The organism is Kitasatospora sp. SUK 42 (assembly GCF_015776785.2).
In the GTDB taxonomy this organism is placed as follows: domain Bacteria; phylum Actinomycetota; class Actinomycetes; order Streptomycetales; family Streptomycetaceae; genus Kitasatospora.
In genome coordinates, this window is record NZ_LFMD02000002.1 from 867,860 (window position 1) to 890,913 (window position 23,054).

Genomic DNA, 23,054 nt, shown 5'->3' on the forward strand with positions numbered 1-23,054 from the left:
TTGTACAAGATTGAACTAAATCGGGTACACTGAGTCCATGGATACGCACACGATCGACACTGCGGACACCCCTCCGTCGCAGTCCGAGGAGGAGACTCCCTGGCTGACCGCCAGGGAGCAGCGGATGTGGCGCGCCCATCTGGAGGTCGCCAAGCTGCTGGACTACCAGCTCAGCCGCGAGCTCCAACCCCACAACCTGGCGATCAACGACTACGAGATCCTGGTCGTCCTCTCCGAGGCCCCCGAGCACCGGATGCGGATGACCGACCTCGCCACCGCCACGCTCCAGTCGAAGAGCCGGCTCTCGCACCAGATCACCCGGATGGAGAACGCCGGGCTGGTGCTGCGCCAGGAGTGCCCCGGCGACCGCCGCGGCCTCTACGCCCACCTCACCGACCAGGGCTGGGAGACCATGCAGCGGGTCGCCCCCGACCACGTGCGCAGCGTCCGCGCCCACTTCATCGACCGCTTCACCCCGGACCAGCTCGACGCCATGTACGAGGCCCTGGCCCCGATCGCCGAACACCTCCGCGGCCTCCGCGGCCGCGCCTAGGCAACGCGAGGGCCCTCGTTCCGCGCAGGACGAGGGAAATGGTGAGTGGAGTGCTTGAGCGGGCCCGCGTCCGATGACGCGGGCCCGCCTTTCTCATCCGTTCCACGCTTGCCCTGTAGTGCGGTCCGCGCCGCCGCGATCACGATCGCGGCGGCGCGGCGAAAGAAACCGTGATCGATACTTCCCGTCTTCTGCGCAGGAAGTCGGACTGGCCGACTTCCTGTGCAACGGGGGTGGGGGCTCAGCCGCGGGTCAGGCCGGCGACCAGGGCGTCGGCCGCGCCGTACGGGTCCAGCTCGCCCGCGACGACGCGCTCGGCGAGGCCCGCCAGGTGGCGGTCCCCGCTCAGGTCGCCGATCCGAGCGCGCAGTTCGGCGAGCGCGATCGCCTCGATCTCCTGGGCGGCCCGCCGGCGGCGGCGCGCGGCCAGTTCGCCGTGCTCCTCCAGCCAGGCGCGGTGCTTCTCCAGCGCCTCGACCACCTCGTCGACGCCCTCGCCGCGGGCCGCGACGGTCTTCACGATCGGCGGGCGCCAGTCCCCCGGCTCGCGGGCCTCGCCGAGGCCCAGCATGTGGTTGAGCTCCCGGGCGGTGGCGTCGGCGCCGTCCCGGTCGGCCTTGTTGACCACGAAGACGTCGCCGATCTCCAGGATCCCGGCCTTGGCCGCCTGGATGCCGTCCCCCATCCCCGGGGCGAGCAGCACCACGGCGGTGTCGGCCTGGGCGGCGATCTCGACCTCGGACTGGCCGACGCCGACGGTCTCGACCAGGATCACGTCGCAGCCGGCCGCGTCCAGCACCCGCAGGGCCTGCGGCGCCGCCCAGGACAGCCCGCCCAGGTGCCCGCGGGTGGCCATCGAGCGGATGAACACCTCGGGGTCGGTGGCGTGGTCCTGCATCCGGACCCGGTCGCCCAGCAGCGCGCCGCCGGAGAACGGCGAGGACGGGTCGACGGCGAGCACCCCGACCCGCTTGCCGAGCCGCCGGTAGGCGGAGACCAGCGCCGAGGTGGAGGTGGATTTGCCGACCCCGGGCGAGCCGGTCAGCCCCACCGTGTAGGCCTGCCCGGTGTACGGCGCGAGCGCGGCCATCGCCTCCCGCAGCTGCGGGGCGGCGTTCTCGACCAGCGTGATCAGCCGGGCGACCGCCCGCGGCCGGCCCTCCCGGGCCTGCTCGACCAGCGTGGCGACATCGATCATCAGGATCTCCTTGCGCAGATGCCGACGGATGGCGGCAGATGCCGAAGGGGCTGCGGACCACTTGTGGCGGTCCGCAGCCCCGAAGGTCGGAGCAGATCAGGCCTTCGGCACGCGCACGATGAGCGCGTCGCCCTGCCCCCCGCCGCCGCACAGCGCGGCCGCGCCGACGCCGCCGCCGCGGCGCTGCAGCTCCAGCACCAGGCTGAGCACCACGCGGGCGCCGGACATGCCGATCGGGTGGCCGAGCGCGATCGCGCCGCCGTTGACGTTGACGATGTCGGAGGAGACGCCCAGGTCCTTCATCGACTGGTAGGCGACCGCCGCGAAGGCCTCGTTGATCTCGATCAGGTCGAGGTCGGCGACCTCCAGACCCTCCTTGCCCAGCGCGTGCTTGATCGCGTTGGACGGCTGCGACTGGAGCGAGTTGTCCGGGCCGGCCACGTTGCCGTGCGCGCCGATCTCGGCGATCCAGCTCAGGCCCAGCTCCTCGGCCTTGGCCTTGCTCATCACGACCACCGCGGCGGCGCCGTCGGAGATCTGCGAGGAGGTGCCGGCGGTGATCGTGCCGTCCTTGGTGAAGGCCGGGCGCAGCCGGCCCAGGCCCTCGACGGTGGTGTCGGCGCGGATGCCCTCGTCCTGGCTGAACAGCAGCGGCTCGCCCTTGCGCTGCGGGATGGCGACCGGAACGATCTCGGCGTCGAAGACGCCGTCGGCCTGCGCCTTGGCGGCCCGCTGGTGGGAGGCGGCGGCGATCTCGTCCTGGACCTCGCGGCCGATGCCGAGGCGGGTGTTGTGCTTCTCGGTGGACTCGCCCATCGGGATGTTCTCGTAGGCGTCGGTCAGGCCGTCGTACGCCATCGCGTCGAGCACCTCGACCGCGCCGTACTTGTAGCCCTCGCGGGACTTCGGCAGCAGGTGCGGGGCGTTGGTCATCGACTCCTGGCCGCCGGCCACCACGATGTCGAACTCGCCGGCCCGGATCAGCTGGTCGGCCAGCGCGATGGCGTCGAGGCCGGAGAGGCAGACCTTGTTGATGGTCAGCGCCGGGACGTTCATCGGGATGCCGGCCTTGACGGCCGCCTGGCGGGCCGGGATCTGGCCGGCTCCGGCCTGCAGCACCTGCCCCATGATCACGTACTGGACCTGCTCCCCCGTGATCCCGGCCCGCTCCAGCGCGGCCTTGATCGCGAAGCCGCCGAGGTCGGCACCGGAGAAGCCCTTGAGGGAGCCGAGCAGGCGACCCATCGGGGTCCGCGCACCGGCAACGATCACAGAGGTGGTGTTGGTCATGGGACGGGCCCCTTCGCACGTCGTGGCCAGGTGAGGATGCGCTCAATGTACTGACCTGTTACCCGCCCGTCACCGGAGCGACGGTGTGATCGAGCGCACTGGCACCATCCAGTCAACACCGTGTCAACACGGTCCGGGTGAACCCCACCGGGTACGAGCCGTGTGTGAGCAGGCTCGCACGCCCGGCACTGGCGCCCTTCGAGGACGATGCGCTGCACTGGGTGCCACCTTCTCCCTACCCGCCCCGGAGGTCGCCGTGCTGACCCGTATCGACCACATCGGCATCGCCTGCCGAGACCTCGACAAGACGGTCGAGTTCTACCGCGCCACCTACGGCTTCGAGGTGTTCCACACCGAGGTCAACGAGGAGCAGGGCGTCCGCGAGGCCATGCTCCGGATCAACGGGACGGACGACGGCGGCGCCTCGTACCTCCAGCTGCTGGAGCCCACCCGGCCTGACTCCACCGTCGCCAAGTGGCTGGAGAAGAACGGCGAGGGCGTGCACCACATCGCCTTCGGCACCGCCGACGTGGACGGCGACTCCGAGGACATCCGGGCCAAGGGCGTCCGGGTCCTCTACGAGCAGCCGCGGATCGGTTCGATGGGTTCGCGGATCACCTTCCTGCACCCCAAGGACTGCGGCGGCGTGCTGACGGAGCTGGTCACCTCCGCCGAACCGGGCGCCCACGGGGAGCACTGAGACCACCGGAGGTACCGCCCGCCCCGGCGGGCACCTCCCGCCCCGGCCCTAGCGACCCGTCAGTAACCTGGTCCGGAAGCCGGAAAACCCCCACGCGGCCATTCCCCCGCAGTGCGCTCCCACTACAATGCCCAGGTGCGCGGAGACTCCGGGGGACGGAGGCGTCGGGCACGGCCGATGACAGGCCTGTCCGCCCTCCGGTGGTCGGCCCGTCGCAGGGGAGTCCAGTACGCGGGCACGGCTGAACAGTCGCAACACTGATCTGTCACCATTCTCCACAGGCAAGAGTTCGCCCAGGAGTCCACCCGGACGGGGGAACGCGGTACTCCCGCGCTCCCGCGACCAGGACTCCGACGACCGCGGCGGGCGGCCCCGGCTTGGCAGGGGGCGTCCAGTGGCTGCGGATGCAAGGACCAGTCGGACCGGCACCCGGGACACGGGAGCCCTGGACCGGCCGGGTCGAGGACGCGACCAGGAGATGGATGGGACCGCGGAGTGCGGGGCAACGACCGCTACGAGGCTGACGATCACCTCTCCCAGTTCGAGGCCGAGATGGGTCGGACTCGGAAGGAGCGGGACAAGGCAGTCGAGCATGCCGAGGACCTCGCCTACCAGGTGGAGGTGCTCCGGGCGAAACTGCACGAGTCCCGTCGCATGCTCGCCCAGCCGCGCGCCTTCGACGCCGTCTCCGGCCAGGCGGAGCAGATGCTCCGCACCGCCGAGATGCAGGCCCAGCAGCTGCGCGCCGACGCCGAGCGCCAGCTGCGCGAGTCCCAGGCCGCCACCCAGCGGATCATGGCCGAGGCCGCCGAGCGCACCGCCCGGCTGGAGGCCGAGCTCACCGCCCGCCGCCGCCAGCTGGAGGAGGAGCTCGCCGAGCTGCGCCGCTCCGCCGAGCAGCACGTCAACGGCTGGGCCGAGCAGACCCGGGCAGGCTCCGAGCAGGAGGCCCAGCGGCTGCTCCAGGACGCCCGCGCCGAGTCCGAACGGATGGTCGCCGCGGCCCGCGCCGAGGCCGCCGCCCTCTCCGACCACGCCCGTGCCCAGACCGCCGCCGACGTGGACGCCGCCCGCGGCGAGGCCCAGGCCGCCGCCGAGGCCGCCCTGCAGCGCGCCCACAGCGACGCCGAGCGCATGCTGCGCGCCGCCTCCGAGCAGGCCCAGCAGGCCGGCGCCCAGGCGGCCGCCGACGTCGACGCGGCCCGCGGCCAGGCCCAGCAGGAGCTGGCCGCCGCCCACGCCGCCGCCGAACAGCAGCTGGCCGTCGCCCACGGCGAGATCGGCCGGCTCAAGGAGCAGGCGGCCGCCGAGCAGTCCCGCGCCGAGCAGCAGCTCACCGCGGCGAAGGCCGAGATAGAGCGGCTGCGCGCCGAGGCGATCGCCGAGGCCGAGCGCACCCGCCGGGAGGCCTCCGAGCTGCGCGCCCAGGCCGAGCAGGCCGCCGAGCAGCTCCAGGCCGACGCCGAGGCCGCCGCCGAGCGCAAGGTCGCCGACGGCGAGGCCGCCAGCGAGCAGCGCTCGCAGACCGCCCGGGCCGAGGTGGCCAGGATGGTCGCCCAGGCCACCAACGACGCCGATGCGATCCGCGCCGAGGCGCAGGCCCTCCGCACCGAGGCCGCCACCAAGCAGGCCGAGGCGGACGCCGCCAAGGCCGCCGCGTCCGAGGAGGGCGAGCGGCTGCGGGCCACCGCCGAGTCGGTCGCCGCCGAGCTGAAGGCCGAGGCCGAGGCCGCGATCGCCGAGCTGCGCGCCCAGGCCGACCGGGACGTCGCCGAGCTGCGGGCCCAGGCCGCCGCCGAGGCACAGCGACTGCGCAGCGAGGCCGAGGAGGAGGGCCGGGCCGCCGGCGCCAAGGACGCCACCGTCCACCTCGCCAAGGCCGCCAAGACCGCCGAGGAGGTGCTCGGCCGGGCCAACCAGGACGCCGAGACCGCCCGCGGCGAGGCCTCCGCCGAGGCCGAACGGATCCGCGCCGAGGCCGCCGCCGAGGCGCAGCGGCTGCGCGAGCAGGCCCAGGCCGCCGTCGAGCAGGCCCAGAACGCCGCGCTGGACGACGCCGCCGCGATCCGCGAGCGGATCGAGCAGATGCAGGACGAGGCGGCCCGGCTGCGGGCCGAGGCCGAGGAACTGCGCGCCCAGGCCGCGGCCGAGGCCGACCGGGTGCGCGGCGAGGCCCGCCGCCAGGCCGTGCTGCAGATCGAGGAGTCGGCGAAGAACGCCGAGGAGCTGCTCACCAAGGCCAAGGCCGACGCGGACGAGCTGCGCGCGGGCGCGGCCGGGGAGATCGAGCGGCTGCGCGAGCAGGCCCAGGAGCAGGCCGCCGAGACCCAGGGACGGGCCGAGCAGACCCTGACCCGGGCCCGCGCCGAGGCCGGGAAGATCACCGCCACCGCCGAGCAGCAGGGCCAGGACGCCCTCGCCGCCGCCAAGGCCGCGGCCGCCGAGAACCGCGCCGCCGCCGAGCGTGAGACCGCCGAACTCCGGCGCGACGCAACCGAGTTCGACCAGCGGGTACGCACCGAGGCGAGCACCGCCGCGGAGGCGCTGACCACCGACGCCCAGGCCGAGGCGAACGCCGTCCGGGACGCCGCGGTGGCCGACGCCGAGCGGGTGCGCACCGAGGCCGACACCGAGGCCGCCCGCGCCCGGGCCGAGTCCGAGGCCGCCGCCAACGCGCTGCGCGAGGAGAGCCGTCGCGAGCGCGAGGAGGCCGCCGCCGGGCTCCAGCAGGAGCGTGAGGAGACCGCCGAGCAGCTGGCTGCCGCCCGGGCCGCCCGCGAGCAGGCCGAGCAGGCCGCCACCGAGCTGACGGAGCGTACGGCGGCCGAGGCCACCGAGGTCCGCGAAGCGGCCGAGCAGCACAGCACCGAGCTCCGCGAGGCCGCCGACCGGTACGCCGCCGAACAGCGCGAAACCGCCGACCGCGAAACCACCGAGCTGCGCGCCCTCACCCAGCAGGAGACCACCCAGCACCGCGAGACCGCCGAGGCCTACGCCGACCGCGTCCGCACCGAAGCCGAACAGCACGCCACCGAGCTGGCCGAGCGTACGGCGGCCGAGGCCACCGAGGTCCGCGGGGCCGCCGAGCAGCACAGCACCGAGCTCCGCGAGGCCGCCGACCGGTACGCCGCCGAACAGCGCGAAACCGCCGACCGCGAAACCACCGAGCTGCGCGCCCTCACCCAGCAGGAGACCACCCAGCACCGCGAGACCGCCGAGGCCTACGCCGACCGCGTCCGCACCGAGGCCGAGCAGTACGCCACCGGGCAGCGCACCGAGGCCGAGCAGCACGCCGCCGAGCAGCGCGCCGAGGCCGAGCAGTACGCCGACGAGCAGCGCGCCGAGGCCGAGCAGTACGCCGACGAGCGCCGCGCCGAGGCCGACGAGTCGCTGGAGAAGGCCCGGACCACCGCCGAACAGCGGCGCGCCGAGGCCGCCCAGGACGCCAAGGCCACCCGCGAGAAGGCCGCCGCCGAACTGGCGCTGGCCCACGAGCAGGCCGAGACGGTACGGGCCGAGGCCGGCCGCGAGCTGTCCGAGGCCCGCGCCACCGCGGACGACATCCGCGCCGAGGCCACCGCCGCCCTGGAGCAGGCCAGGGCCGACGGCGAGGACGTCGTCGCCGCTGCCAGGGCCGAGGGCGCCGAGCTGGTCACCACGGCCGAGGAGGAGGCCGCCGAAGTCCGCCAGTCGGTGGCCGGCCTGCACGAGGCCGCCGCCGAGCAGATCGCCGCACTGCGGGCCACCGCCGAGCAGGACGCCGCCGAAACCCGCGCCCTGGCCGAGCAGGACGCCGCCGAAACCCGCGCCCTCGCCGACCGGGAGACGACCGAGCAGCACGAGGCCGCCGACGCCTACGCGGCCGAGACCCGCGACCTGGCCGACCGGGAGACCGCCGAACAGCGCGAGCTCACCGACCGGGAGACGACCGAACAGCGCGCGGCCGCCGACAAGTACAGCGCCGAGCAGCACGAGGCGGCCGACAAGTACAGCGCCGACCTGTGGGCCCGTACCGAGGCCGAGACCACCGCCCTGCGCGAGCAGACCGAGCTGGAGCTGGCCGCCGAGCGCGAGGCCACCGAGACCGAGCTCGGCCGCCAGCGCACCGAGGCCCAGGCCTACGACGCCAGGCTGCGCGCGGACGCCGAGGCCGAGCTGCACGCCGCCCAGGAGGCCGCCGAGCAGCTGCGCGCCGAGGCCGACGCGCAGGCCGCCCGCACCGTGGCCGACGCCGAGGTCCAGGGCGCCCGTACGGTCGCCGACGCCGAGGAGCTGGCCGCCGCGCTGCGCGCCGAGGCCGAGGAGTACGCCCTCGCCACCCGCACCCTGGCCGACGAGTACGACTCCGCCACCCACACCCGCGCCGACGCCTACGACGCGGAGACCCGGGAGGCCGCCGAGCAGTTCGACAAGGCCACCCGCGACCGGGCCAAGTCCGTCCTGGAGAAGGCCTTCGCGGACGCCGAGGCGCTCGGCGAGGACGCCCAGACCACCGCGCTGGCGACCACCGCCGCCGCCGAGGAGCAGGCGGACGCGATGGTCGCCGCCGCCCGCAAGGAGGCGGACCGGCTGGTCGCGGCCGGCGAGGCCGCCGGTCAGGCCGAGGTCGAGAAGGGCCGCGCCGACGCCGACGCGCTGCTCGCCGAGGCCCGCCGGGACGCGACCGCGATCCGGGAGCGCGCCGAGGAGCTGCGCGAGCGCACCGACGCCGAGGTGGAGGCGCTGCACGAGCGGGCCCGCAAGGAGAACGCGGCGGCGATGAAGTCGGCCGGCGAGCGGGTGGACGCGCTGGTGACGGCCGCCCAGGAGCAGCTGACCGAGGCCGAGGACCAGGCGGTCGCCACCGTCGCCGAGGCCGAGGACCGTGCCGCCGCCCTGGTCGCGGCCGCCGAGGACCGGGCGAACGAGCTCACCTCGGAGGCCTCCGCGGAGGCCAGCAAGGTCCGCATCTCGGCCGTCCGCAAGGCCGAGGGCCTGCTCAAGGAGGCGGAGACCAAGCTCGCCGACTCCACCGACCGCGCCGAGGCGCTCATCGTCAAGGCCGAGGCCAAGCTGGCGTCGGCCGAGACCGAGGCCGAGGAGCGGCTGGAGAGCGCGGCCGGCGAGGCGGAGAAGCGGCTGCGCGAGGCCGACCGCACCGCCGACGAGCAGATCGAGCTGGCGAAGGCGGAGGCCGAGCGGCTGGTCGTCGAGGCGAAGGCCGAGGCGAAGCGGGTCACCGACGAGGGCCGGCGCGAGCTGGACGAGTTGGTGCGCCGCCGCAAGGACATCAACACCGAGATCTCCAGGGTGCAGGACGTGCTGTCGGCGCTGGAGGCGTTCGAGGCACCGTCACCGGTCGCCCAGGCCAACGGGGGAAGCAGCAACAAGAAGGACGGGGGTGCCAAGGCCGGTGCCGGAGTTGGCTCCCCCCGGTCGGGTGGCAATCGCTCCAAGAGCGCACCACCCGATTGAGCGGACATTGGCGGTCATTGTCCGTGAGAGAACGGCGTATCGCCGTCGACACTCCGGTACCGTGTCAGGATTCCCTCAACCACCTCAGCGGTTTGACGACAGGAAGCCCAGAGTCCCATGAGCGACAGTCACTCCCCTCACGGCTTCGACCTGGTGCGCCGTGGGTACGAGCGCGCCCAGGTCGACGAGCGGATCACCAAGCTGGTGGCCGACCGTGACAGTGCCTTGACCCGGATCAGCGCACTTGAGAAGCGCATCGAGGAGCTCCACCTGGAGACCCAGACCGCCCAGGCGGCGGTCACCGAGCAGGAGCCCTCCTACGCCGGCCTCGGCGCCCGGGTCGAGAAGATCCTGCGGCTCGCCGAGGAGGAGGCGAAGGACCTGCGCGACGAGGCGCACCGCGCCGCCGAGCAGCACCGCGAGCTGGCCGAGGCCGCCGCCCAGCAGGTCCGCTCCGAGGCCGAGAACTACGCCAAGGACCGCAAGGCCAAGGCGGAGGACGAGGGCCTGCGGATCGTCGACAAGGCGAAGAGCGACTCCGCCCAGCTGCGCGCCGAGGCCAACAAGGACGCCCAGAACAAGCGCGAGGAGGCGGACGCCCTCTTCGAGGAGACCCGCACCAAGGCCGCCCAGGCCGCGCTGGAGTTCGAGACCAACCTCGCCAAGCGCCGCGAGCAGTCCGAGCGCGACCTGGCCGCCCGTCAGGCCAAGGCCGAGAAGCGCCTGGCCGAGATCGAGCACCGGGCCGAGCAGCTGCGCCTGGAGGCCGAGAAGCTGCGCACCGACGCCGAGCGCCGCGCCCGCCAGACCGTCGAGACGGCCCAGCGCCAGTCCGAGGACATCGTGGCGGACGCCAACGCCAAGGCGGACCGCATCCGCAGCGAATCCGAGCGCGAGCTGGCGGCGCTGACCAACCGTCGCGACAGCATCAACGCCCAGCTGACCAACGTCCGCGAGATGCTGGCCACGCTGACCGGTGCGGCCGTGGCCGCCGCCTCGCTGCCGACCGACGACACCATGGGCGTGCCCGCCCAGCAGTCGCGCTGACGCCCGGTCCACGGCGACCCACCGCAGGCCCTCACCCTCCCGGGTGAGGGCCTGCCGGCTTCTCCCCCGTCACTACCTCGGGTAGGCCCCGTCGGGCCGCTGGTACCCGCTGCTGAGCTGGTTGCCGTCGTCGTCCGAGACGGTGCCGAACCAGGAGGTGCACCAGACCGACACCGAGTCGGGCCAGTACTGCACCTCGAACGGGTGCCCGGGCCCGTAGTCGCCGTACGAGGTGACGATGAAGGTCTCCCCGGGGCGCATCCAGTAGTCCTCGCCGAGCGGTTCCAGGGTCAGCTCGACCAGCGCCTCGCTGCGGTTGGTCACCGGCATCCGGCCGGTGACCTCCAGAGCGGAGAAGTCCCAGCCCGCCGCGTCCTGACTCATCCGGCGGCCACCCGGGCGAGCAGCCGGCGGACGGCGGCGTCGAAGGCCCCGGGCGACTCCAGGGCGCTCAGGTGGCCCACGCCGGGGATGAGGGTCAGCTCGGCGTCCGGGTGGGTCCGCGCCATCAGCTCGGCCTCCGCCGGCGCGACCAGTGCGTCCTCGGCGCCCGCGACCACCGCGACCGGCACCCGCAGCCCGGCCAGTGTGTCCAGGGAGTCCGGGCGGGCGGCCATGGCCCGCTGGGCCCAGGCCACGGCGGCCGGCGGCGCGGCGGCGACCATCGCCTGCACCCGCTCCACCAGGTGCTGCGAGTCGGGCCCCAGCTGCCCGGCCGCGACCTCCTCGTCCAGCAGCAGCCGGACGCTCCCCCGGGCGGTGACGGCGGCGGCGATCCGCTCCCGGTTGGCCCGGACGGCGTCGGTGTCGGCGGTGGCGCGGGTGTTGGCCAGCAGCAGGCCGGCCAGCCGGTCGGGGTGGCGGCGGGCGAACGCCAGGGCCACGTAGCCGCCCATGGAGAGCCCGCCGACCACCGCGCGGTCGACGCCGGCCGCGTCCAGCAGCAGCACGAGGTCGTCGGCGACGAGGTCCAGTGAGGGTTCGTCGGCGCCCAGCTCGGTGCCGCCGAAGCCCCGCTGGTCGGGGGCGATCACCCGGGCCTCGTCCCCGGTCAGTCCGGGCAGCGCGTCCAGTTGGGCGGACCACATCGAGGCGTTCAACGGAAAGGCGTGCAGCAGCACGAGGGGTGTTCCGGTACCGCTCTCGCGGACGGACACTGCGGAGGGGAGCTGGGTCATGCGCCCAACCTATTCCGGCATGCCCGGCGAGCCCACTCAGCGGGCCCGCTCAACGGGCCGCGGCATCCGCTTTGTCCTAGCCTGACTGAGAACTGAGGGAGCGCGAATGATCGAGTTGCACGACCTGACGAAACGTTACGGCAAGACGCTCGCGGTGGACGGGCTCAGCTTCCAGGTCCCCCCGGGGGTGGTCACCGGCTTCCTCGGCCCCAACGGCGCCGGCAAGTCCACCACCATGCGCATGATCCTCGACCTCGACCGCCCGACCGCCGGCCGGGTCACCCTCGACGGCAAGCGCTACGGGCAGCTCAGCGAGCCGCTCAAGTACATCGGTGCGCTGCTGGAGGCCAAGGCCGTCCACCCCGGCCGCACCGCCCGCGACCACCTGCTCTGGCTCGCCCAGAGCAACCGCATCCCCGAGCGCCGGGTGGACGAGGTGCTCGCCCTGGTCGGTCTGACCCCGGTCGCCCGCAAGCGGGCCCGCGGCTTCTCCCTCGGCATGGGCCAGCGCCTGGGCATCGCCTCCGCCCTGCTCGGCGACCCGGAGATCGTCATGTTCGACGAACCGGTCAACGGCCTGGACCCCGAGGGCATCCTCTGGATCCGCAACCTGATGAAGCGCCTGGCCGGCGAGGGCCGCACCGTCTTCGTCTCCTCCCACCTGATGAGCGAGATGGCCGTCACCGCCGACCACCTGGTGGTCATCGGCAAGGGCCGGCTGCTCGCCGACCTGCCGATGCCGGAGTTCATCCGGCGCAACTCCCGCTCCGCCGTACGGCTGCGCAGCCCCGAACCGGAGCGCCTGCTCGACGTGCTGGCCGGCGCCGGACTGCGGCACGAGCCGGGGCCGGGCGGCTCCTACGAGGTGGTCGACGGCGACATCGCGACACTCGGCGAACTGCTCACGGCGCACGGCGTGGTGCTGCACGAACTCAGCCCGCAGCAGGCCTCGCTGGAGGAGGCGTTCATGCAGATGACGGCCGACGCGGTGGAGTACCACGCGGGCGACGGACCGGGCCGCGACGCCGCCGGGGCCCCCGGCACCTGGGGTGCAGGCTGGAAGGCGAACGGCGCCCGGCCGGCCGCCGCGGTGCGGCAGGAGGAGAACTGAGATGGCGTCCTTCCCGGCGATCCTGCGGTCCGAGTGGACGAAGATCCGCAGCGTCCGCTCCACCGTCTGGACCCTCGCGCTGACCTTCGTGGTCACCGTGGGCATCGGCGCGCTGCTGTCCCTGCTCACCAACGACAACTTCACCGAGTTCCGCCGCAACGACCCGTCCCCGTTCGACGCCACCGGAACGGCCTTCTCCGGCATGATGCTCGGCGAGCTGGCCATCATCGTCTTCGGCGTGCTGGCGATCGGCAACGAGTACAGCAGCGGCATGATCCGGGTCACCCTGGCGGCCGTCCCGCAGCGCGGCACCCTGCTCACCGGCAAGGCCACGGTGCTCGGCACGATGGCCCTGGTGGTCTCGCTGGTGACGGCCTTCGTCACCTTCTTCACCGGCCAGGCGCTGCTCGGCCCGCACTCCACCACGCTCGGCGAGCCGCACGTGCTGCGCGCGGTGTTCGGCGCCGCGCTGTACCTGACGATGCTCTGCCTCTTCGCCGCTGGCGTCACCACGATGCTGCACAACCAGACGATGGCCCTCGGCGTGCTGGTGCCGTTCTTCTTCCTGCTCTCGCCGATCCTCTCGGCGGTGCCGAAGGTCAGGACGCTGGCCCACTACTTCCCCGACTACGCGGGCTCGCGGATGCTGCTGGTGTACGAGCAGCACGGCCAGCCGTACGGGCCCTGGACCGGCTTCCTCATCTGTCTGGCCTGGACCCTGGCGGCCCTGGTCGGCGGCGCACTGGTGCTCAGGAAGCGCGACGCGTAGGGCCCGTAAGGGGAGCTCAGTACCGCGGAGCGCCGCGACCGCGCAGCAGGTTGGCGGCCCGGCGCTCCCGCGCCCCCCAGCACGCGCGGTGCCAGTGCCGCCGGTCGTCGACCCCCGCGCCGTGCATCGGCCAGGCCACCACGTGGCCCACACCGGGCGGGATCTCCTGGTCGCAGCCCGGGCAGCGGTAGTGCCGTCCCGAGGTGCCCGCGACCGTCTGGACGACCCAGTCCTCGCCCTGGTAGTTCTCGGTACGGCGCAGCGATCCCCCGAGCGGGGCGCCCGGCTCGGCGCTCTCGCGGGGGGCGGCGCTCTTGATCCGGTTGTGGCGGGGCACGGCGGACTGCCTCTCTTCCGGGGGCTCGGGTGCGTTCCAGCCTACGGCCGACTGGGCGATGTCCAGGCCTCTATCACGGCTTCGGCCGGCACTTCGGGCTTTTTGCGAAGATCCACCCGATCATCAGGGAAATTCAGGGTTCCGCGTGCCATTGGCACATGACATCGGATACCCACGAGGGGACAGGCGGGGCCCGCAGACCCTGCGTGCACCCGAGGAGGCCCCAAGGATGAGCAAGACCAGCCCCCGCGCCGAGACCCGTCGGCCCGTCGGGGTCCGGCCGCCCGCCGCCGCCGCGGCGCTGAGCGCCGTCCCGACGCTGACCGCCGTCGCGGGCGAGCCGCTGCCCGCGGTCCAGCGCGCGGGCACGCTGTCACCGGACACCGCACCGGTGCGGGTCGGCGCGTTCCTGTTGTCCGCGCAGTTCCCCGGGCAGAGCCACGGCGAGGTGCTGGAGCGCACCGTCCGGGCGGCCGTCGAGGCCGAGCTCGCGGGCCTGGACGCCGTCTGGCTGGCCGAGCACCACTTCGTCCCGTACGGGGTCTGCCCCAACGCCGCGACACTGGCCGCGCTGCTGCTCGGCCGCACCCGCCGGATCGGCGTCGGCACGGCCGTCAGCGTGCTCTCCACCACCCACCCGGTGGCGCTCGGCGAGCAGGCCGCGCTGCTCCACCTCACCTCCGGCGGGCGCTTCACGCTCGGAGTCGGCCGCGGCGGGCCGTGGATCGACCTGGACGTGTTCGGCGGCGGCGTGGACGCCTTCGAGAACGGCTTCCCGGAGCGGCTGGACCTGCTGCTGCGCTGGCTGCGCGGCTCCCGGGTCGGCGCGGACGGCCCGCAGTTCACCTTCCCCGAGGTGGCGGTGGTGCCGCAGGCCACCGAACCGCTGCGCCGCGCAGGCCTGGGCAGCTGGCTCGGCCTGGACGCGCCCTCCGGCCCGGTGCGCTTCCCGCGCCAGCGCCAGGACGTCGAGGGCCTCGGCGAGGAGCTGACCGCCACCGGGCGGCCCACGGCCGGCCCGCCCGTCGTGGTCGCCTGCACCTCGCCCGGCGGGGTCAGGCTGGCCGCCGAGCGCGGCCTGCCGATGCTGCTCGGCATGCACTCCGGCGACGAGGACAAGCTGCGGATGCTGGAGCTCTACCGCACCGCCTGGCTGGCCGCCGGGCGCGGCGAGGAGCAGCTGCGCCGGGTGAACCGCCAGCACGTCGCGGCCGGGGTGGCCCAGGTGGACGACCGCAACTCGGCCGCCCGGGCCACCCTGCTGAACGCGATGCCCGGCTGGTTCGAGTACGGGCTGGGCGCCCACCGGACGGTGGACGGCCGGGAGCGGAAGATGCGCGACCCGCGCCAGTACACCGAGTTCCTCTGCGACCTGCACGCCGTGGGCACCCCGAAGCAGTGCGCCGACCGGCTGCTGGCCACCGCCGAGCGCACCGGCATCCGGCGGTTCGCGCTGCTCGCCGAGGGCAGCGGCGACCACGAGGCGACCCTGCACAACATCGCCCGGCTCGGCTCCGAGGTGCTGCCGCAACTCGGCTAGACCGGACTGAAAAACGGGTCCGCGCCGCCGCCCCTCCCCCCGCACCGGGGACGGGGCGGCCGGCGCCGGTCGGTCAGCAGTCCCGCAGTTCCTCGGACTGGTTCAGCAGCTGCTCCCGGACGGAGGTGAAGCGCGTGAACCGCGCGTCGTTGGCCTCCGACGGCAGGAACACCGCCACCCGGTGACAGTTCTGGAACGCCAGCCGCACCCCGAAGTGGCGCTGCAGGGCGCCCCGGATGGCGTCGCTGGCGAGGGCGCGCAGCAGCTGGCCGCGGGCCTGCTCGCTGGGCGGCGGTACCTGGTTGTCGGCGAAGTCGGTGCCGTCGACCTTCGCCTGGGCGACCAGCGAGCTGATCAGGTCCCAGGCGTACGGCAGCGAGACGCGGACGCAGTCGACGAATTCCCGCTCGTCGACCTCGCCCCGCTCGGCCTTCTCCAGCAGGGCCGGTGAGACGTCGAGCGACATGGATTCTCCTCTCGCGGTCCACCCGCGCGGCGCCCGGGTGGTCATGCGTAGTCCAAGCTCACAGTGAGGGTGGGCGAAATCGCAGGTGATGTCCGGAACACCACGGGACGGGGGTTTCCGGCACCTTTGCGACGGCGGCGGCGCCACGGGACGTAACGCCCTGGACACCGACCGCGTCAGAACAGCGTGTCAGTCAACGGCGGAGCAGGCTGGTCGTTCCTGGGGATTGCTCCGGAAATACGCCGTGGTGCACCACATTGGCCGGATCCCGTCGGATCGTTCACCTGAAGTCTCCATCCCCGTTGACAGCGGACCCGCAGTCGTGCCGTCACACACCGTAGCGACCTGTTGGGGCGGGCGCCAGAGCGCGGCAGGCGGTGGCGGAACCGCCGAGCCTCCATGTTCGCGGGGTTCGCGCTTTCTTCACCCGGTCGTCGTGGAATCGCATCAACTGGCCCCGGTGGGCTAGCGTGGTCGACCGTGCGTCTCGTAATTGCCCGCTGCTCAGTCGACTATGCCGGTCGGCTCTCCGCCCATCTGCCCTCCGCCACCAGGCTGATCCTGGTCAAGGCCGACGGCAGCGTCAGCATCCACGCCGACGACCGCGCCTACAAGCCGCTCAACTGGATGTCCCCGCCGTGCGTCCTCAAGGAGGCCGACGGGGTCTGGACGGTGGAGAACAAGGCCGGCGAGAAGCTCATCATCACGCTGGAGGAGGTGCTGCACGACTCCTCCCACGAACTCGGGGTGGACCCGGGCCTGATCAAGGACGGCGTCGAGGCGCACCTCCAGGAGCTGCTCGCGGACCGGATGGAGGTGCTCGGTGCCGGCTGGTCGCTGATCCGCCGCGAGTACCCGACCGCGATCGGCCCCGTCGACATCCTCTGCCGCGACGCCGACGGCTCCACGGTGGCCATCGAGATCAAGCGCCGCGGCGAGATCGACGGCGTCGAGCAGCTCACCCGCTACCTCGAACTCCTCAACCGGGACCCTCTGCTGGCCCCGGTCAAGGGCGTCTTCGCCGCGCAGGAGATCAAGCCCCAGGCCCGCGTGCTGGCCACCGACCGGGGCATCGGCTGCGTGGTGCTGGACTACGACGAGCTGCGCGGCATCGACGACGACAAGCTCAAGCTGTTCTAGCCCCCAGGACCTCTCAGGGCGGGGTGCTCGACGACGAGCTCGGCGTGCTGCTCCCGCTGGCCGACCCGCTCGGCGTCGGGACGGCGGTCGGCGAGGTCGAGGAGGTGGGCGGCTTCGACGACGACGAGGTGCCGGTGCCGCCCCCGGGCTGAGCGCCGCCACCGCCCGTACCGGAGCTCCCACCCGTGCCCGAGCCTCCGCCCGCACCGCCCTGCGGCGGCTGGCCCGGCTGCTGCACCGGAGGCTGCGGCTGGCCCGGTGCGGGCTGCTGCGGCTGCTGCGGGGCGTCCGACTCGGTGGCGCCCGGCGAGGCGCTCGGCCGCCTCGACGCCGAGGCGCTCGGCGAGTGCGACGCACCACCGCTCGCCGAGGGCTCCGGGCTCGCGTCCGTCCCCGTCGGACCGTCCGGCGCGGTGCCGCCCGTCCCGGGGGCCGTAGCGGGGGTGTTGTCGGCGGACGGCACCGGCATCGGCGCGTCCTGGCCGCCGACCTCGTCCAGCCGCCCCTGCGGATCGTTCCCCTTGTGCTCCCCCGGCCCGGTGAGGCTCATCGCCACCGCCGAGCCGAGCACCCCGAAGGTCAGCACGGCCGCGGAGGCCACGACCACCCGGCGCCTGCGCCCCGTCCCGGACTTCAGGCCGGCCGGCACCCGGGCGGCGATCTTGCGGATCACCGGCCCCCGCGCGGGCGCCACCGCGGCGGGCGCGGCGGGCGGCAGCTGCCGGCCGTCGGCGCGCAGCAGGTCGATCATCCGGCCGGCGGCGGCGACCCCGCGCTGCTCCCCCGCCTGGGCCCGCAGGGTGAGCGCGGTCTCCAGTTCGGCGATGGCCCGGGACGGCTGCTGGACGCAGATCGCGTACACGCCCGCCTCGTGGTGGAACCAGGCCTGGTCGACCACCGAGCCGGTCCGCCGGGCCGCCTCCAGGCCCAGTTGCAGGACCCGCTCCCAGGCGCCCCAGCGCAGCGACAGCGCCAGCGCGGGCGCCGCCGCCCGGGCGAGGCGCACCACGGCCTCGTGCCGCCCGGCGGCGCGGTCGGCGAGCAGCACGCCGACCAGCACCTCGGCCTCGGCGGCGATCTGCTCCAGCGTCACCGAGCCGTGCCCGACCCACCAGGCGAAGTGCTGGGCGGCGCCGTCGACGCAGCCGCGGGCCGGCCAGTGCGGGGCGAGCAGTTCGAGCGCCCCGGCGGTGAGCCGGTGGTGCCCGCCGATGGACACCGCCAGCCCGGCGTCGGCGAGTTCGGCCAGCGCGCTCTCGCCCTGGCCGACGTCGATCAGCGCGGGCAGGTGCGGCGCGGTGGGGCACTCGCCGCCGAGCGCGACAGCCAGCCGCAGCACGGCCTGGGCGGGCTCACTGAGCCCCGCGGCGAGCCGGACGGCGGGCGAGGCGGTCTCGGCCACCGAGGGCAGCGGTACGGTGCGGCGCAGCGCGTTCTCCCGGACCGCCGGGTCGGGGTCGTGGGCGGGCTCGTCGACCGCGCCGAAGACGTCCAGCCGGTCCTCCTCGGCGGCGACCAGCGCGTCCACCGAGACGTCCCGCTGGCGCAGCAGCGCGGCGGCCTGGACGAAGCGCAGCGGCAGTCCCTCGGACTCGAACCAGAGGTCGACCGCCCAGGCCTTCTCGGCCACGTCCAGCGGACGGCCCGCCAGGCGCCCGGCGAGGGCGAGACAGGCGGCGCGGGAGAGCCCGGCGACCAGGTGGTCCCGCAGCCGGGAGTCGGCGGGCAGCTGCGGGCTGTCGGGGGCGACCGAGATCAGGAAGGCGCAGCCGGGGGCGGCGGCGAGCAGTTCCTCCAGTTCGGCGCCGGAGGGCTCGGCCTCGTCGATCACCACGACCGCGCCGACCCCGGCGAGGTGGGCGGCCAGCTGGCCCGGGTCGGGGCGGAAGCCGGGGGCGTGGTGGGTGGCCGCGAAGAGGTCCTGGAGCAGGTCGGCGGCGGTGCGGCGGTGGCCGCGGAGCTGGACGACTCCGCCGGGGGCGAGGTCGGCCGCGGCCTCGGCGACGGCCGACAGCAGGGTGCTGCGGCCCGAGCCGGCCTGGCCGACCAGGCGTATCGAGCGGCCCTCGGCGAGCAGGCCGAGCAGTTCGGCGATGTCGGCCTCGCGGTCGAGCAGCGGGAGGTCGGTGGGCCCGGCACCGAGGGCGAGCGGGCCGACCGCCTTGCCGACGCCGCCGACCGGGCCGCGGGCGGGCTCGCTGCGCCCGATCCGGCGCGGATGGGGCCGCCACTCCGGCGGGCAGGGCCTGGCCTCGGAGCCGTCCGGGGCGCCGACGCCGACCAGCAGGCCGCCGGAGACCAGTTCGCCGCCGCGGGTGCGGACGGCTTCCGGCCGGAACTCCCCGGATGGCTGTGCCACGTTCTGCTCCGCATCGTGCTCGGCCGCCGGCGCCCCGCGCCGCCCGGCACACGTCTCGGTCGCGGCCGCGGGCGGGCCCGGGGCGGCCGTCATCTGACGGGCAGACTCTTGCACATCCGGGCCCGCCCTCGCAGGGCGGTCCGGAGCGGGAACGGTGAAGGGCTGGGGCGGTCCGGACGGTCCCTGGTGATGACCCCTGGGTCAGACAGGCCTTAGTGGACGTGTACCTCGGCGACGCCGCCGTCGACGGCCAGGATGCGGTGCAGCTTGGTGGCCACCAGCAGCCGCTGGAGCTGGGCGGGGACGGAGCGCAGGACGAGCCGGCGGCCGATCCGGCCGGCCCGCCGGTGGGTGCCCATGATCACGCCGAGGCCGGTGGCGTCCCAGAACTCCAGCCGGGCGAGGTCGAGCACGAGGTCGCCGAGGCCGGCGTCCACGGCCTGGTGCAGCCGGGCCCGCGCGTCGGCGGCGGTGCGCACGTCGAGGCGGCCTTCGATGGCCAGCGCCGTGTGGTCGCCGGTGATGCGCATGCTCTCCTCCTTCGCCTGGGTGGCCTGGTGTCGGGGTGCTCCGCCCCGGCCGCACGGGGCTCGGGAGCGGGGTGGGCCCGGAAACGGGTGGGTCGACCGGGCGGACCGCCTGGACGGTTCGGCGCGCACCCGGCCCCGGTCGGAATGCCGGGTTCCCTCATCTGACGGTGGAGCAGCGCCACAGGTTGCTGGTTTCCGGCCAGATCTGAAGCAACTTCACTCGTCCGATGGAATATACGCAGGAACTCTCCACACCTACGCTCGATTCCCGCCCAAATCACCCGTCTGCGGCACCCTGCGTGAGGAAACTCACCCGCCCCGGGCGGAGCGGGCCGTACGGTGCTCCGATCGCACGGCCCACCTGGTCGTTCAGCCCCGTCGGCTCACTTGCCCTCGTACGGGTAGAAGCCCCGTCCGCTCTTGCGGCCCAGGTCACCGGCGGTGACCATGCGGGCCATGATCTCCGGGGCGGCGAACTTCTCGTCCTGGGTCTCGGTGTAGATGTTGCGGGCGGCGTGCAGCAGGATGTCCACGCCGGTCAGGTCGGCGGTCTGCAGCGGGCCCATGGCGTGGCCGAAACCGAGCCGGCAGGCGGTGTCGATGTCCTCGGCGGTGGCCACGCCCGACTCGTACAGCTTGGCGGCCTCGACCACCAGCGCGGTGATCAGGCGGGTGGTGATGAAGCCGGCCACGTCGCGGTTGACCACCACGACCTCCTTGCCGACGCCCTCGGCGTAGGCGCGGGCGGTGGCGAGCGTCTCGTCGCTGGTCTTGTAGCCGCGGACCAGCTCGACCAGCTTCATCATCGGCACCGGCGAGAAGAAGTGCACGCCGACGACCGACTCCGGCCGCCGGGTGGCGGCGGCGATGCGGGTGATCGGGATGGCGGAGGTGTTGGAGGCGAGCACGGCGCCGTCCTTGGCGAGCTTGTCCAGCTCGCGGAAGACGCCCTCCTTGACGTCCAGCTGCTCGAACACGGCCTCGACCACGATGTCGGCCTCGGCGACGGCGCCCAGGTCGGTGGTGGTGGTGATCCGGCCCAGCGCGGCCTCGGCGTCCTCGGCGCTCAGCCTGCCCTTGGCGACGAACTTGTCGTACGAGGCGCGGATGCCCGCGAGGCCGCGCTGCAGCGCCTCCTCGGTGACGTCCCGCAGCACGACCGGGTGGCCGGCCTGCGCGGACACCTGGGCGATGCCGGCGCCCATCAGGCCGGCACCGATCACGGCGATCTGCTTGCTGGACGCATTGCTCATGGCTGGGTCTCCCGATGCCGTCGCCGCCCCGCGGGCGGGCCCTGAAGGCGGCTCAGGGCAGGGATCACCGCCAAGGAGCCGCATCGCTCGTTTTCGGGACTCTAGTGCGCGAATCGCCTGGGCAATAGCAATCGGGAGTGTGATCTGCAACCGACCTGGTCAGTCGCTCAACCCGCTGATCAGATACTCAGACCGAGGTCCTGGGCCAGGATCGCGGCCTGCACCCGGCTGCGCAGCCGCAGCTTCGCCAGGATCCGGCTGACATGCGTCTTGGTGGTCGCCTCCGCCATCTCCAGCCGGGCCGCGATCTCCCCGTTGGACAGCCCGGCGCCCAGGCACGCCAGCACCTCCCGCTCACGGGCGGTCAGCGCGCCCACCGCGTCCCTGGCCTCCGGGCCGACCCGCCTCTCCGGGCGGGCGAAGGCGCCGATCAGCCGCCTGGTCACCGAGGGCGCCAGCATGCCGTCCCCGCGCGCCACCGTGCGGATGCCCTCGACGAGGGTGTCCGCCTCCAGGTCCTTGAGCAGGAACCCGGCCGCCCCGGCCCGCAGCGCGCCGTAGACGTACTCGTCCAGGTCGAAGGTGGTCAGCACCAGGACCTGGGAGGCCCCGGCGGCGACCACCTGACGGGTCGCCGAGACGCCGTCCAGCCGGGGCATCTGCACGTCCATCAGCACCACGTCGGGCCGCAGCTCCAGCGCCAGCCGGACGGCCTCCTCGCCGTCGGCGGCCTGCCCGACCACCTCGAACTCGGGCTCGGCCCGCAGGATCATCACCAGCGCGGCCCGTACCGCCGCCTGGTCCTCGGCCACCAGCACCCGGATCGTCATGCCCGTCCCTCGTTCTCCCGACCGCGCGGCAGCACCGCGCGCACCCGCCAACAACCGTCCCGCGGCCCGGCCTCGAAGCTGCCGCCGAGCAGCCCGGCCCGCTCCGCCATGCCCACCAGCCCGGCCCGGGCGCCGGGCAGTTCGCGGCCCGGCTCGCCCCGGTACGGGCTGTCGACGGCGATCCGCAGCTCCTCGGACCCGAACTCCAGCCGCAGGCTGACCAGTCCGGGCCCGGCGTGCTTGAGCGCGTTGGTCAGCGACTCCTGGACGATCCGGTAGGCGGCCAGCCCGACCGGCACCGGGACGTCCCCGTGGTCGCCCCGCTCGCTCAGCTCGAAGTCCAGCCCGACGTCCTGCCCGGCCGCCCGGGCCTTGGCCAGCAGCGCGTCCACCGCGGCCAGGTCGGGCGCCGCGTACGACTCGTCGGCCTCTCCCCCGCCGCTGTCCCGCAGCAGTCCGATCATGCGACGCATTTCGGCCAAACCCTGGACGCTGTTCTCCCGGATCACCGCCAGCACCTCGACCAGCGGATCGTCCTCGGCCATCCGGCGCCGCCGGGCGACGGACTGCGCTCCGGTGGCGTGGATCGCGATCGCCGACAGGTGGTTGGCCACGACGTCGTGCAACTCCCGTGCCATCCTGGACCGTTCGGCGACGACCGCCTCGCGCCGGTCCATCTCCGAGAGCAGCGCGGTCTGTTCGGCCCGCAGCCGCTCGCTCTCCGCCTCCTGCCGGTGCCTGCGCACCAGGTCACCGGTCCACACGGGTGCCAGGAACACCAGCGAACTCACCACCACGATCAGCAGCCCCGCCGGGATGCCGCCCGCGAACCAGGCCAGGCTGGAGAGCACCAGCACGGTCGAGCCGCCGGTCAGGTGCATCACCCGCGACATCCGGCGGGTGCCGTAGAGCACCGCCGCGTACAGCAGATCGGTGTACATGATCATCGTCGCGAGCAGGCTGCCTGAGAACAGGCTCCCCGCGAAGGCCAGCCCGCCGACCGTCACCGCCAGCACCGGCCTGGTCCGCCGGACCAGCTCCAGACCCGCCATCACCAGCAGCGGCAGCACCACCGACCAGAGCGGCAGCCGGTCGGCGCCGTCGTACACCTTGAAGGCGATCAGCACCGCACCGCCGAGCAGCCCCGACAGGGCGATCAGCCGGTCCAGCGCACGCGGGGACATGGACGGTACGAGCACACCCCCATCTCACCACCCCCGGCCCACCGGCCCCCTCCCGTCCGCGGAGGAGCCCGCTACATCGAAAGATGCAGACCGGGACGGCACCCCGCGACGACGA

The 23,054-nt window shown here is 74.0% G+C and carries 19 protein-coding genes; 8 read left to right on the forward strand and 11 right to left on the reverse strand.

Annotation, left to right across the window (positions count from 1 at the left end; translation table 11 throughout):
* Positions 1–37: 37 nt before the first annotated feature.
* Positions 38–553 carry a MarR family winged helix-turn-helix transcriptional regulator gene (locus RZ50_RS03600; RefSeq protein ID WP_196947215.1) on the forward strand — a complete coding sequence of 172 codons (516 nt, stop codon included), beginning with the start codon at positions 38–40 and terminating at the stop codon, positions 551–553.
* Positions 554–794: 241 nt separating this feature from the next.
* Here the strand turns inward: RZ50_RS03600 and meaB are convergent, their stop codons facing one another.
* Both meaB and RZ50_RS03610 read right to left on the reverse strand, forming a co-directional pair.
* Positions 795–1,751, reverse strand: coding sequence for a methylmalonyl Co-A mutase-associated GTPase MeaB (gene meaB / locus RZ50_RS03605; protein ID WP_196947214.1), 957 nt, complete (start codon positions 1,749–1,751; stop codon positions 795–797).
* A gap of 96 nt (positions 1,752–1,847) precedes the next feature.
* The gene (locus RZ50_RS03610) at positions 1,848–3,041 is read right to left on the reverse strand and encodes an acetyl-CoA C-acetyltransferase (protein WP_196947213.1); all 1,194 of its coding nucleotides are present in this window, start codon (positions 3,039–3,041) and stop codon (positions 1,848–1,850) included.
* A gap of 256 nt (positions 3,042–3,297) precedes the next feature.
* Here RZ50_RS03610 and mce point away from each other — a divergent pair, with 256 nt between their 5' ends.
* The 3 genes from mce to RZ50_RS03625 all read left to right on the forward strand — a co-directional run bounded on the left by mce (position 3,298) and on the right by RZ50_RS03625 (position 10,242).
* Positions 3,298–3,741 carry a methylmalonyl-CoA epimerase gene (mce, locus tag RZ50_RS03615; RefSeq protein WP_196947212.1) on the forward strand — a complete coding sequence of 148 codons (444 nt, stop codon included), beginning with the start codon at positions 3,298–3,300 and terminating at the stop codon, positions 3,739–3,741.
* Positions 3,742–4,236: 495 nt separating this feature from the next.
* A complete protein-coding gene (locus tag RZ50_RS29650; RefSeq protein ID WP_217680217.1) occupies positions 4,237–9,195 on the forward strand; it encodes a hypothetical protein in 4,959 nt (1,652 codons plus the stop codon).
* Positions 9,196–9,312: 117 nt separating this feature from the next.
* On the forward strand, positions 9,313–10,242 hold the full coding sequence (locus tag RZ50_RS03625; RefSeq protein ID WP_196947210.1) for a cellulose-binding protein: 930 nt from the start codon (positions 9,313–9,315) through the stop codon (positions 10,240–10,242).
* 72 nt (positions 10,243–10,314) lie between these two features.
* Here RZ50_RS03625 and RZ50_RS03630 read toward each other — a convergent pair whose 3' ends face one another.
* Positions 10,315–10,626 (reverse strand): hypothetical protein, encoded by a 312-nt coding sequence (locus tag RZ50_RS03630; RefSeq protein WP_196947209.1) that lies wholly within the window; start codon positions 10,624–10,626, stop codon positions 10,315–10,317.
* Positions 10,623–11,420: an alpha/beta fold hydrolase gene (locus RZ50_RS03635; RefSeq protein WP_196947208.1), complete on the reverse strand. Its 798-nt coding sequence runs from the start codon at positions 11,418–11,420 to the stop codon at positions 10,623–10,625. Before RZ50_RS03635 ends, RZ50_RS03630 begins: the two co-directional genes overlap by 4 nt.
* Before the next feature lie 106 nt (positions 11,421–11,526).
* Between RZ50_RS03635 and RZ50_RS03640 the strand changes: the two genes are divergently transcribed.
* Positions 11,527–12,531: an ABC transporter ATP-binding protein gene (locus RZ50_RS03640; protein WP_196947207.1), complete on the forward strand. Its 1,005-nt coding sequence runs from the start codon at positions 11,527–11,529 to the stop codon at positions 12,529–12,531.
* Between the two features lies 1 nt (position 12,532).
* A complete protein-coding gene (locus tag RZ50_RS03645) occupies positions 12,533–13,300 on the forward strand; it encodes an ABC transporter permease subunit (protein ID WP_196947206.1) in 768 nt (255 codons plus the stop codon).
* Positions 13,301–13,316: 16 nt separating this feature from the next.
* On the opposite strand, the gene RZ50_RS03650 is transcribed toward RZ50_RS03645, so the two are convergent.
* Entirely contained in the window at positions 13,317–13,637 is a 321-nt protein-coding gene (locus RZ50_RS03650; RefSeq protein ID WP_196947205.1) for an ATP/GTP-binding protein, read from the reverse strand.
* 391 nt (positions 13,638–14,028) lie between these two features.
* Between RZ50_RS03650 and RZ50_RS03655 the strand changes: the two genes are divergently transcribed.
* On the forward strand, positions 14,029–15,177 hold the full coding sequence (locus RZ50_RS03655) for an LLM class flavin-dependent oxidoreductase (RefSeq protein WP_196947229.1): 1,149 nt from the start codon (positions 14,029–14,031) through the stop codon (positions 15,175–15,177).
* 73 nt (positions 15,178–15,250) lie between these two features.
* On the opposite strand, the gene RZ50_RS03660 is transcribed toward RZ50_RS03655, so the two are convergent.
* Positions 15,251–15,643, reverse strand: coding sequence for an SCO5389 family protein (locus RZ50_RS03660; RefSeq protein WP_189915744.1), 393 nt, complete (start codon positions 15,641–15,643; stop codon positions 15,251–15,253).
* Between the two features lie 480 nt (positions 15,644–16,123).
* On the opposite strand from RZ50_RS03660, the gene nucS reads away from it, so the two are divergent.
* Positions 16,124–16,783 carry an endonuclease NucS gene (gene nucS / locus RZ50_RS03665; protein ID WP_196947204.1) on the forward strand — a complete coding sequence of 220 codons (660 nt, stop codon included), beginning with the start codon at positions 16,124–16,126 and terminating at the stop codon, positions 16,781–16,783.
* A gap of 13 nt (positions 16,784–16,796) precedes the next feature.
* Here the strand turns inward: nucS and RZ50_RS03670 are convergent, their stop codons facing one another.
* The 5 genes from RZ50_RS03670 to RZ50_RS03690 form a co-directional block, all read right to left on the reverse strand.
* Entirely contained in the window at positions 16,797–19,142 is a 2,346-nt protein-coding gene (locus RZ50_RS03670) for an ATP-binding protein (protein ID WP_196947203.1), read from the reverse strand.
* 212 nt (positions 19,143–19,354) lie between these two features.
* On the reverse strand, positions 19,355–19,672 hold the full coding sequence (locus tag RZ50_RS03675) for an STAS domain-containing protein (protein WP_196947202.1): 318 nt from the start codon (positions 19,670–19,672) through the stop codon (positions 19,355–19,357).
* Between the two features lie 383 nt (positions 19,673–20,055).
* Positions 20,056–20,925, reverse strand: coding sequence for a 3-hydroxyacyl-CoA dehydrogenase family protein (locus RZ50_RS03680; protein ID WP_196947201.1), 870 nt, complete (start codon positions 20,923–20,925; stop codon positions 20,056–20,058).
* Positions 20,926–21,104: 179 nt separating this feature from the next.
* Positions 21,105–21,755 (reverse strand): response regulator transcription factor, encoded by a 651-nt coding sequence (locus RZ50_RS03685; protein WP_196947200.1) that lies wholly within the window; start codon positions 21,753–21,755, stop codon positions 21,105–21,107.
* Entirely contained in the window at positions 21,752–22,939 is a 1,188-nt protein-coding gene (locus RZ50_RS03690; RefSeq protein ID WP_196947199.1) for a sensor histidine kinase, read from the reverse strand. Before RZ50_RS03690 ends, RZ50_RS03685 begins: the two co-directional genes overlap by 4 nt.
* Positions 22,940–23,054: the final 115 nt, after the last annotated feature.